Source organism: Saccharopolyspora sp. NPDC049357, from assembly GCF_040677225.1.
Lineage (GTDB): Bacteria > Actinomycetota > Actinomycetes > Mycobacteriales > Pseudonocardiaceae > Saccharopolyspora.
The window spans coordinates 43,896-52,854 of sequence record NZ_JBFAQJ010000044.1; the positions used below are offsets into that span (position 1 = coordinate 43,896).

Here is an 8,959-nt window from a genome sequence, read left to right on the forward strand (position 1 = left end):
GGTGTGGGGCGGTCAGCTCGCACCGCCGCAGGTTCTGCCGCTGGCACCGCCAAGCAAAGCGATTCCTGAAACTGCTTCTCCTAGGCGCCGACCGAGCGGGGATCCATGCCTGACCAGGACACCAGCTTCGCGGAGACGTCCGCGATGCTCGGCCGGGACTTGGGATCCGGCGTCAGGCACTCGTCGACGGTGCGCGAGAGCGCCGCGGGCAGCCGCCGGTGGGTGCGCAGCGGTGCGGCCCGCTCGTCGCGCTGCGGGTAGTGACGGCTGCCGCCGCCGGTGCGCTCGCGGTGCGAGGCCGACGCCCACGGCGTGGTGCCCGACAGCGCCTCGTACAGCGTCACGCCGAGCCCCCAGACGTCCGCTGCGGGCGACATGCGCTCGCCCCTGGCCTGTTCCGGCGAGAGGTAGTCGAACGTGCCCGCCGAGCTCTTCTCGCCGATCCGGCACACCAGGCTCAGGTCCAGCAGCACCGCGCGGCCACCGATCTCGACGACGTTGGACGGTTTCACGTCCAGGTGCACCCAGCCGTGCCCGTGCAGGTAGTGCAGCGCCGAGCACAGCTGGATGCCGAGCACCGCCGCGTCGACCGGGCGGAGCCTGCCCAGCTCGGCGATCAGGTAGCTGAGGGTGTGGCCGGGCAGCGTTTCGGTGATCACCGCCGGGCGCTCGGGCTCGGCGGTGCGCACGATCTCGTAGCCGCGCAGCAGGTGCGGGTGGGTGAGCTGGGTCAGCAGCACGCCCTCGTTGCGGAGCCAGGCGATCGCGCGTTCGTCGGCGGCGCGCTCCGGTCTGATCGTCTTGGCGATGCAGCGGCAGGACCGCTGCTCGCTCCACACGTCGTAGACATCGAGCCGGCTACCGCGCCGCAGGTGGTCGACGATCCGGTAGCCGGAGGCGAGGGTGTCGCCGGGCGCCAGCGGCGCTCCGGGCGGTCCCCAGCTCTGCTCCGGTTCGCCGAAGTAGTAGGACGAGGTCAACGAATCTGTCAGCACCGCTGCGGTCAGCTGTGACTGCGGTGCCGGCGGCGGTGGTCGTCGCTGCTGTCGCGACGACGTCGGTGGTCGCTGCTGTCGCGCCGGCGACGGCGGTGGTCGTCGCTGCTGTCCCGTCGGCGTCGGTGGTCGCTGCTGTCGCGGTGTCGGCGGTGGTGGTCGCTGCTGCCGCGCGAATGGTGCTGTTTCGCCGGGGACACCATCTGGAAAAGCTTGGAAAGGTCCACTGCGCGCTCCCGAAGGTCCGGTGATCATTCGGGCCACCGCGGGGGCAGCCCATCAGACCATTGTTCCGTAGATCGAGTGGCCGATGCGACCGGTTTCGGATGAAAAGGGCTTCACACAGCGAATGAAGAACCGCGGCTGATAATGGCGAATGCCATCACCAGCCGCGGTTCGAGGAGAACTTCAGCCCAACCCGGCCCAACCCGGCTCAACCCGAACCAGCCCGGACCTGGACGGGACCCGGAATACCGCGGTAATCGGGAACCCGAATACTGCGGTATTCCGGTTCTCCGGGCTCAGCCCTGGGACGCGACGGCGGCCGCGGCGTCGACGACGCCGTAGCCGTACACCGGGTTGTACACCCCGCGCAGACCGGCGATCGGGGTGCGCGCGGTGGAGATCAGCGCGTCCTCGACACCGGCGGCGTCACGTCCTTGCGCGCCCAGCAGCGCGGCGACCCCGGCGACCTGCGGGGCGGCCATCGACGTCCCGGCGAGGGCGTCGTAGTCGGCCTGACCGCACTCCGGCCTGCCCATCCCGCGGGGGACGCTCGACCAGACGTCGCCGTCGCAGTCGCCCAGCGACGAACCGCCCGGGGCGGAAACCGCCCGCAGGTTGAGCTTGACGCCGAGGTTGGAGTACACGGCGTGCATCTCGTCGGCGTCGGTCGCCGCGACGCACAGCGCGCCCTCCTCCCAGGACGGGGTGTCGCACAGCGGCGCGGTCTCGTTGCCCGCCGACGCCACCACGACGACGCCCTTCTCGCGGGCGTAGGCGATGGCCTCCTTGGTGGCCGACTGCAGGCCCAGCAGGGTCAGGACCTGGATGCCGGGCTGGGCGCCCAGGCTCAGGTTGATGACGTTCGCACCGTGATCGGCGGCGTAGCGAACACCAGCCCCGATCTCCTCGAACGTGCCCGAGCCGTTCTCCAGAGCCTTGATCGGCATGATCTTGGCGTCCGGCGCGACGCCGGCGATGCCGACGCCGTTGCCCGCGGCGGCCGCCGCGATTCCGGCGACGTGCGTGCCGTGCACGTCGGATTCCTGGCCGAGGCCGTCGGCACCGGTCCAGTCACCGTTGCCGCACGGCCCCGGTGCTCCGCCGCAGGAGAAGGTGGCGCCGGGGACGAGTTTGCCGCTGAACTCGGGATGTCCGAGGTCAAGGCCGGTGTCCACGACGGCGATGGTCTGCCCTCCGCCGGTGCTGCCGGCCCAGGCTTCTGGCGCGTGCAGTTGCTGCAAGCCCCACTGCTTGTCGATCAGCGGGTCACCGGCGGCGGCGCCGGCACTCGCTTGCGTTGCCACCAGCGATAAGCCGACCAGGCTCGCGGTGACCAGGGTCCGCATGCGCATTGCGACTCCCATTGGGTTGGCTCGGCGTTCGGCGGATCAACGAGCCGGTCGGCGAATAGTTTCACTCGCAACCGTGATTGGACCGTTCACCGAGCCAAGTTCCTTCGGCCGGAGCAATGCGGAATGTGATCATTCCAATTAGGTGAGTTCGAAAAGCGGTCGCAGCCCCGCAATTACGACATGTGCGGTTCGCGCGGCTTGCTGAACAGCAGGTTCAGCAGCAGGGCGGCGATGCAGCCGGTGCTGATCCCGGAGTCGAGAACGGTGCGCAGCGCCTCGGGGAAGTGGTCGTAGAACGAGGGCGCCACGACCGGGATCAGCCCGATGCCGAGCGCTCCCGCCACGATCAGCGCGTTGTGCGGGTCGCCGAGCCCGGCCTTGCTCAGGGTGCGGATGCCGCTGGTGGCAACCGATCCGAACAGCACGAGCGCGGCGCCGCCGAGCACCGGCTGCGGCACCAGCGAGACCACGGCGCCTGCGACCGGGAACAGGCCCAGCAGCACCAGCACGCCGCCGCCGGTGGCGACCACGAACCGGCTGCGCACGCCGGTCAGCGCGACCAGGCCGATGTTCTGCGCGAACGCGCTGCAGGTGAATCCGCCGAAGATCGCCGAGATGGCGCTGCCCGCACCGTCGGCCCGAAGGCCGGCGGCGATGGTCTTCTCGTCGGCGGGTCGGTCGACGATCTCGCCGAGCGCGATCATGTCGGCGGTGCTCTCCATCATCGCCACCAGCATCACGATGCAGATCGACAGCGTGGCGGTGAGGCTGAACGCCGGCGCCCCGAGCTCGAAGGGCACCGGGAGGTTGAACAGCGGCGCCGATTCGAAGGTCGAGGTGTCGACCAGGCCCATCGGCCAGGCGATGAGGCTGCCCACGAGCAGGCCGATGAGCAGCGCGATCCGGTTGAGGAAGCCGGTGAGGAAGCGGTTGAACAGCAGCACCAGCACGAAGGTGACCGCGCCGAGCAGGACCTTCTGCGGTGCCGCGTAGTCGGGGGCGTCGCTGTCCTGCCCGGCGATCCACTTGATCGCCACGGGCATCAGCGACAGCCCGATCAGGGTGATCACGGTGCCGTTGACCACCGGTGGGAAGAACCGCACCAGCCGGGAGAAGTACGGCGCGGCGATGAACGCCAGCACTCCGGCGATGAGCACGGAGCCGTAGACCACCGACAGCGGGTTCTGCGATCCGCTCTGCTGGGCGACGATGGCGAGGATCGGCGCCACGGACCCGAACGTCACACCGTTGACGAACGGCATCCGGGCGCCGATCTTCCACACCCCCAGTGCCTGCAAGGCGGTGGCCAGGCCTGCGGTGAACAGGCTCGCGCCGATCAGCAACGTCATCTGCAGCGGTGGAAGCCCGATGGCCTCGCCGACGATCAGCGGTGGTGCCACGACGCCGGCGTACATCGCCGCGACGTGCTGGATGCCGAAGGCGATCATCCGGGTTGGCGGTAGCACCTCGTCGCACGGGTGCGTGGTGCTGTCGGTTGTGGCCATGTTCTTCGCTCCCAAACCCGCAGGGCTACGTCGTCACGTCACTATCGGCACGAGTTGTTCTTTCCCGGTTTTCGTTGTGTTGCAACGCTATTTCGGTCCACGATGGACTTTTGGGCACGATGGACCGGGCGTCCCACCAGGAACGCCTTCAACTTCAGGGGATTTCGACGGATCCGCGTTGGGTGAGCGGCGTGGCCGCGAGTCGTGGGCACCACGACCGCAGCCCGCACCGCTGCGCACGGCGATCCCGTCAGCGGGGAGTTCTCAGAACTCCGCGGTGCTGTACCACGCCATCGGCGCGTCATCGACGTCGTCGCGGCGGACGACGCCCTCGATGAGGCCGTAGGGGCGGTCGGCGGCGAAGAAGACCTCGTTGTCGTTCTCCAGCCCGAAGGGCGAGAGGTCGACGAGGAAGTGGTGCTTGTTCGGCAGCGAGAGCCGGACCTCGGCCAGCTCCGGGTGCGCCTCCAGCGCGGCCTTGCCCATCTCGTAGAGGCTCTGCTGCAGGGCGAGGCTGTGCGTGGTGGCGAAGGCCTCCAGCATCGTGGCGCGGACGGACTCGAAGCTCTTGGCCCAGTCCACGTCGGTGTGCAGGTAGCGCCAGCGGGCGGTGACCGCGGTCGCCAGGATCCGGTCGGTGGTCTCGGCCAGCGTCGTGTACTGGTCCTTCGGGTAGCCCCAGAACTCCGAGCCGGTCGACTTGAGCACCACCAGGTCCTTCAGCCCCGAGACCACGTGCGCCTGGTCGCCGTCGATGGTGACCGCCGTCGTGCGCTTCTCGTCGCTCGCCCGGGAGAACGAGTGGTCGTGACCGGTGCCCTCGACGGGGATCCGCTGCCAGCCGTACTCGTCGATGAGGATCCGCGCGCCGTTGATGCCCTCGGCGGAGGACACGAAGTGCCTGCCCAGCCGGAGCGCGAAGTCCTCGATCTCACCGATCGGCTGCTGCTTGGCGAAGGCGTAGACGGTGTTCTTCTGCGTGTCGGTCGGCAGCACCCTGGCGTTGTCGCCGGACAGGTGCACCTCGTCGAGGTCGCCGCGCAGCGAGGTGCTGACGTTGAGGTCCTTGATGGAGTGGCGCGGCGTCGAGCGGTCCACGGTGACGATGCGGACCTCGGCCTTGCCGTACTGGTTCGGGCCCATGGAGATGCCCATGATTCAGCTCCCTCGATAGGTGGAGTAGGCGAACGGGCTCAGCAGCAGTGGAACGTGGTGATGCTGCTCGGGATCGGTGATCCGGAAGGTGATGGACACCTCCGGGTAGAACGCGGCGGTTCCTCGCTGGTCGAAGTACGCGCCGGTGTCGAAGGTCAGCCGGTAGTCGCCCGCGTCGAGGCGGTCGGGACCGAGGTCGCGGCAGCGGCCGTCGGAGTCGGTCCGGCCGGTCGCCGACGGAGCTCCGCCCGGCAGGGGTTCCCCGTCGGCGGTCTCCAGTCGGACGGCGACGCCCGCTGCGGGCTTGCCCAGGGCGGCGTCGAGGACGTGGGTGGTCACAGCGCTCATGGTTCGATCACTTTCGCCAGCCGCAGCGCGGCGATCTTGCGGAGTTCGGAGTCGACGATGCGCAGCTCGTCGTCGGGCTTGTTGTCCAGCCGGGAGCGCAGGATCTCCAGGAGCTCCTCGCCGCTGCGTCCGCTGGCGCACACCAGGTAGACGTGCCCGAAGCGGCGCTCGTACTCCAGGTTGGCGGCCCGCAGCTCCTCGGCGAGGTCGTCGCCGACCCCGGCCTGCTCGCGGCGGGAGAACTCGGCGCCGCGGCCGGTGTCGGCGGGTCGTTCGCCGATGCGGGGGTGAGCGGCCAGGGCCTGGAAGATCTCCGAGTCGGTGAGGTCCGGGGCGGCGTTCGCGGCGGTCCGCTGAACGGCCTCGGCGTCGGCGAAGGGGCGCGCATCGGCGATGTCGGCCGCCCATCGGGTGATGTCCAGGCAGTTCAGCAGCCTGTCGATGAGTTCGGCCCGAGGTGATTCGTTGAGCCGTCGCACACCGGTGGTGGTAGCCATGCGCTTCTCCGCTGAAGTGGTTCACATGCCGGTTCGATCGTGCCGAGAGAACTCGGTGACCGCAGGTCCGGTCCGGTGCGCAAAAAGCTACGACCACCCCGACGGGGTGTCAACAGTTTGTTGAAAGAGCCAGGTCAGCACTGCCCTGGGAGTTGAGCGGCAGGCGTGAGGTCAGTCCCGCGCCTGGTCGCGGTTGAGGTAGTTGTACACCGTGAAGCGGCTGACGCCGAGGGCCTTGGCGACGGTCTCGACGGACTTGCGCATGCTGAACGCGCCGCGCTCCTCCAGCAGCCGGACCGCCTTCTGCTTCTCCGGGCGGGGCAGGTCGGGCAGCTTCGCGCCGAGCTCGGACTCCACCTCGCGGATCAGGCGGTCCAGGGCGCTGGTGAGCTCCTGGCCCGGCACGCGCACGGCGACCGCCGGAGAACCTTCCCAGTTCAGCACGATGTCGCCCGGTTCCCGCTGGTCCACGGGCACGGTTGTGGCCCCGATGTGTTCCAGCAGCGGGGCGATCGCGTTGGCCAGCGGATGCATCGTGACCAGCCTAGACCCGGTCGTCCTCGGCGGTGACCTGCAGGGTGATCCGGCTCGCTCCCGCCGCCAGCGCCTTGTCCAGCACCTCCGCCAGCGCGGGCAGCAGCCGCTCGCGGTCGCCGCTGATCGCCGTGCCCAGCGGGCCGAAGTCCGGATCCAGGCCCGCCGCCAACAGGCAGTCCCGGGCCGCCAGCGCGTGCGCCGGTGGCTCGCCCTCGCCCTCGAACGGTTCCGTGGTGAACTCTGCGCGCAGCATCATCGGACCGACCTCCCTGACCGAGACGGTAGCGTCCGCGTGCAACCACGACCCAGACGGGAAGCCGATGAAGACCGACCGATTAGACGTCAATCTGTCGATCCTGTTCACCGAGCTGGATCTGCTGGAACGACCGGCAGCCGCCAAGGCCGCGGGGTTCGACCGCGTGGAGTTCTGGTGGCCCTTCGAGACCGCCGTGCCCGCCGAAGCCGACGTGGAGAAGTTCATCCGGGCCATCGACGACGCAGGTGTGTCGCTGGTAGGACTGAACTTCTACGGCGGCGACCTCGCCGCGGGTGAGCGAGGAGTGCTGTCCGATCCGGACCGGGCCGGGCAGTTCGCGGCCAACATCGACGTGCTCTGCGAGATCGGCGAGCGCCTCGGTTGCCGCGCGTTCAACGCGCTCTACGGCAACCGCATCGACGGCGTGGACCCGCGCGCCCAGGACGAGGCCGCCACCGAGAGCCTGGTGCGCGCCGCCCGCGCCGTCGCCCGGATCGGCGGTACCGTTCTCATCGAGCCGGTCAGCGGGATCCCGAGCTATCCGCTGCGGACCTCCGCCGACGGGCTCGCCGTCGTCGACCGGGTGCGCGAGGCCGGCGAGGTGGACGACGTCCACCTGCTGTTCGACCTGTACCACCTGGTCACCAACGGCGACGATCCGAACTCGGTGCTCGACCGACGCCCGGAAGCGATCGGGCACGTGCAGATCGCCGACTCACCGGGACGCGGGGAACCCGGCACCGGATCGATCGACTTCGCGCACTACTTCAGCCGGCTCGACGAGGTCGGCTACACCGGCCACATCGGACTCGAATACAAACCCAGCGGCGCCAGCACCGAATCCTTCGGCTGGATCGCGAGCTGAACCAAGGAGGCGTCACGTTGCCCGGCCCCGTCCTCATCGCACCGGACAAGTTCAAAGGCACCCTCACCGCACCGGAAGTGGCCGAGGCGGTCGCCGCCGGGCTGCGCCAGGCGCGCCCCGACCTGGAACTGCGGCTCGCCCCCGTCGCCGACGGCGGTGACGGCACCGTCGACGCCGCTCTGGCCGCCGGGTACGCCCGGATGACCGTGCCGGTCAGCGGCCCCACCGGGTACCCGGTGGACACCGAGATCGCCTACGACGGGGAGACCGCCGTCGTCGAACTCGCCTCCGCCTCCGGCCTCGCGCTGCTCGACCCCGACGACCTCGACGCCCTCGGCGCCTCCAGCGACGGGACCGGCGAGGCGCTGCTGGCGGCGCTGAGCACCGGCGCCCGGCGGATCGTGCTCGGTGTCGGCGGCAGCGCCTGCACCGACGGCGGTGCCGGGCTGCTCACCGTCCTCGGCGCGAAAATCCTGGACGCGAACGGGAATCCGGTCGCACCCGGCGGCGGCCCGCTGGCCAACGTCGGCGAGATCGACCTGTCCGGGCTGGACCCCAGGATCGGTGAGGTCGAGCTGATCCTCGCGTCCGACGTGAACAACCCGCTCACCGGACCGGACGGCGCCGCCCACGTCTACGGCCCGCAGAAGGGCGCGAACCCCGAGCAGGTGGAGCTGCTCGACGCCGCTCTGGCCCGGTACGCGCAGGTCATGCGAGACGCAGGCGGACGCGACGTCGCCGAGCAGCCCGGCGCGGGCGCGGCAGGCGGGGTCGGTTTCGCGGCTCTGGCGGCGCTGGGCGCGACGATGCGGCCCGGCGTGGACGTCGTCCTCGACCTCGTCGGCTTCCACTCCCAGCTCGACGGCGCGGGCCTGGTCATCACCGGCGAAGGCGCGCTGGACGAGCAGACCCTGCACGGCAAGGCCCCGGCCGGGGTCGCGGCTCGCGCCATCGAAGCGGGAATCCCGGTCATCGCCATCGCGGGCCGCTGCGATCTCACCCGGGAGCGGCTGGCGGAGGCGGGGATCGACGCGGCCTACGCCCTCCTCGACGTCGAACCCGACCCGCAGCGCTGCATGGCCGACCCGGCCCCCATCCTGACGACCCTCGCCGCAACGCTGGCCGAGAACCACCTCTGAGCAGCAGCTTTCGAGGTGGGATTCGAATTTCGCGCGAAATTCGAACCCGAAACCCGAGCCGCGTATTTAGCGGGTTAATAAAAAA

At 69.8% G+C, this 8,959-nt stretch carries 11 protein-coding genes; 3 read left to right on the top strand and 8 right to left on the bottom strand.

Features of this window, described 5'->3' with window-relative positions; translation table 11 throughout:
- Nucleotides 1-80: 80 nt before the first annotated feature.
- Nucleotides 81-995: a serine/threonine-protein kinase gene (locus AB0J91_RS27720; protein WP_363874583.1), complete on the bottom strand. Its 915-nt coding sequence runs from the start codon at nt 993-995 to the stop codon at nt 81-83.
- A 35-nt stretch (nt 996-1,030) separates the two neighbouring features.
- Here AB0J91_RS27720 and AB0J91_RS27725 point away from each other — a divergent pair, with 35 nt between their 5' ends.
- Nucleotides 1,031-1,246, top strand: a complete 216-nt coding sequence (locus tag AB0J91_RS27725; RefSeq protein WP_363874586.1) for a hypothetical protein — start codon at nt 1,031-1,033, stop codon at nt 1,244-1,246.
- Between the two features lie 270 nt (nt 1,247-1,516).
- On the opposite strand, the gene AB0J91_RS27730 is transcribed toward AB0J91_RS27725, so the two are convergent.
- The 7 genes from AB0J91_RS27730 to AB0J91_RS27760 form a co-directional block, all read right to left on the bottom strand.
- Complete coding sequence (locus AB0J91_RS27730; protein ID WP_363874589.1) at nt 1,517-2,572, bottom strand: S8 family serine peptidase; 1,056 nt, start codon at nt 2,570-2,572, stop codon at nt 1,517-1,519.
- 173 nt (nt 2,573-2,745) lie between these two features.
- Entirely contained in the window at nt 2,746-4,077 is a 1,332-nt protein-coding gene (locus AB0J91_RS27735) for a nucleobase:cation symporter-2 family protein (RefSeq protein WP_363874592.1), read from the bottom strand.
- 264 nt (nt 4,078-4,341) lie between these two features.
- Nucleotides 4,342-5,232: a factor-independent urate hydroxylase gene (gene pucL / locus AB0J91_RS27740; RefSeq protein WP_363874595.1), complete on the bottom strand. Its 891-nt coding sequence runs from the start codon at nt 5,230-5,232 to the stop codon at nt 4,342-4,344.
- Nucleotides 5,233-5,235: 3 nt separating this feature from the next.
- Entirely contained in the window at nt 5,236-5,580 is a 345-nt protein-coding gene (gene uraH, locus AB0J91_RS27745; RefSeq protein WP_363874598.1) for a hydroxyisourate hydrolase, read from the bottom strand.
- On the bottom strand, nt 5,577-6,077 hold the full coding sequence (gene uraD, locus AB0J91_RS27750; protein ID WP_363874601.1) for a 2-oxo-4-hydroxy-4-carboxy-5-ureidoimidazoline decarboxylase: 501 nt from the start codon (nt 6,075-6,077) through the stop codon (nt 5,577-5,579). Before uraD ends, uraH begins: the two co-directional genes overlap by 4 nt.
- A gap of 171 nt (nt 6,078-6,248) precedes the next feature.
- Entirely contained in the window at nt 6,249-6,611 is a 363-nt protein-coding gene (locus AB0J91_RS27755) for a helix-turn-helix domain-containing protein (protein ID WP_363795920.1), read from the bottom strand.
- 10 nt (nt 6,612-6,621) lie between these two features.
- The gene (locus AB0J91_RS27760) at nt 6,622-6,870 is read right to left on the bottom strand and encodes a hypothetical protein (RefSeq protein ID WP_363874604.1); all 249 of its coding nucleotides are present in this window, start codon (nt 6,868-6,870) and stop codon (nt 6,622-6,624) included.
- 64 nt (nt 6,871-6,934) lie between these two features.
- On the opposite strand from AB0J91_RS27760, the gene AB0J91_RS27765 reads away from it, so the two are divergent.
- Nucleotides 6,935-7,735 (top strand): TIM barrel protein, encoded by an 801-nt coding sequence (locus AB0J91_RS27765; RefSeq protein ID WP_363874607.1) that lies wholly within the window; start codon nt 6,935-6,937, stop codon nt 7,733-7,735.
- A 17-nt stretch (nt 7,736-7,752) separates the two neighbouring features.
- Nucleotides 7,753-8,874 (top strand): glycerate kinase, encoded by a 1,122-nt coding sequence (locus tag AB0J91_RS27770; protein WP_363874610.1) that lies wholly within the window; start codon nt 7,753-7,755, stop codon nt 8,872-8,874.
- Nucleotides 8,875-8,959: the final 85 nt, after the last annotated feature.

Bases quoted from the DNA above. Each gene is read 5' to 3' on its own strand.
- AB0J91_RS27730 (WP_363874589.1), bottom strand. From the start codon at position 2,572: ATGCGCATGCGGACCCTGGTCACCGCGAGCCTGGTCGGCTTATCGCTG.
- AB0J91_RS27735 (WP_363874592.1), bottom strand. From the start codon at position 4,077: ATGGCCACAACCGACAGCACCACGCACCCGTGCGACGAGGTGCTACCG.
- pucL (WP_363874595.1), bottom strand. From the start codon at position 5,232: ATGGGCATCTCCATGGGCCCGAACCAGTACGGCAAGGCCGAGGTCCGC.
- uraH (WP_363874598.1), bottom strand. From the start codon at position 5,580: ATGAGCGCTGTGACCACCCACGTCCTCGACGCCGCCCTGGGCAAGCCC.
- uraD (WP_363874601.1), bottom strand. From the start codon at position 6,077: ATGGCTACCACCACCGGTGTGCGACGGCTCAACGAATCACCTCGGGCC.
- AB0J91_RS27755 (WP_363795920.1), bottom strand. From the start codon at position 6,611: ATGCATCCGCTGGCCAACGCGATCGCCCCGCTGCTGGAACACATCGGG.
- AB0J91_RS27760 (WP_363874604.1), bottom strand. From the start codon at position 6,870: ATGATGCTGCGCGCAGAGTTCACCACGGAACCGTTCGAGGGCGAGGGC.
- AB0J91_RS27765 (WP_363874607.1), top strand. From the start codon at position 6,935: ATGAAGACCGACCGATTAGACGTCAATCTGTCGATCCTGTTCACCGAG.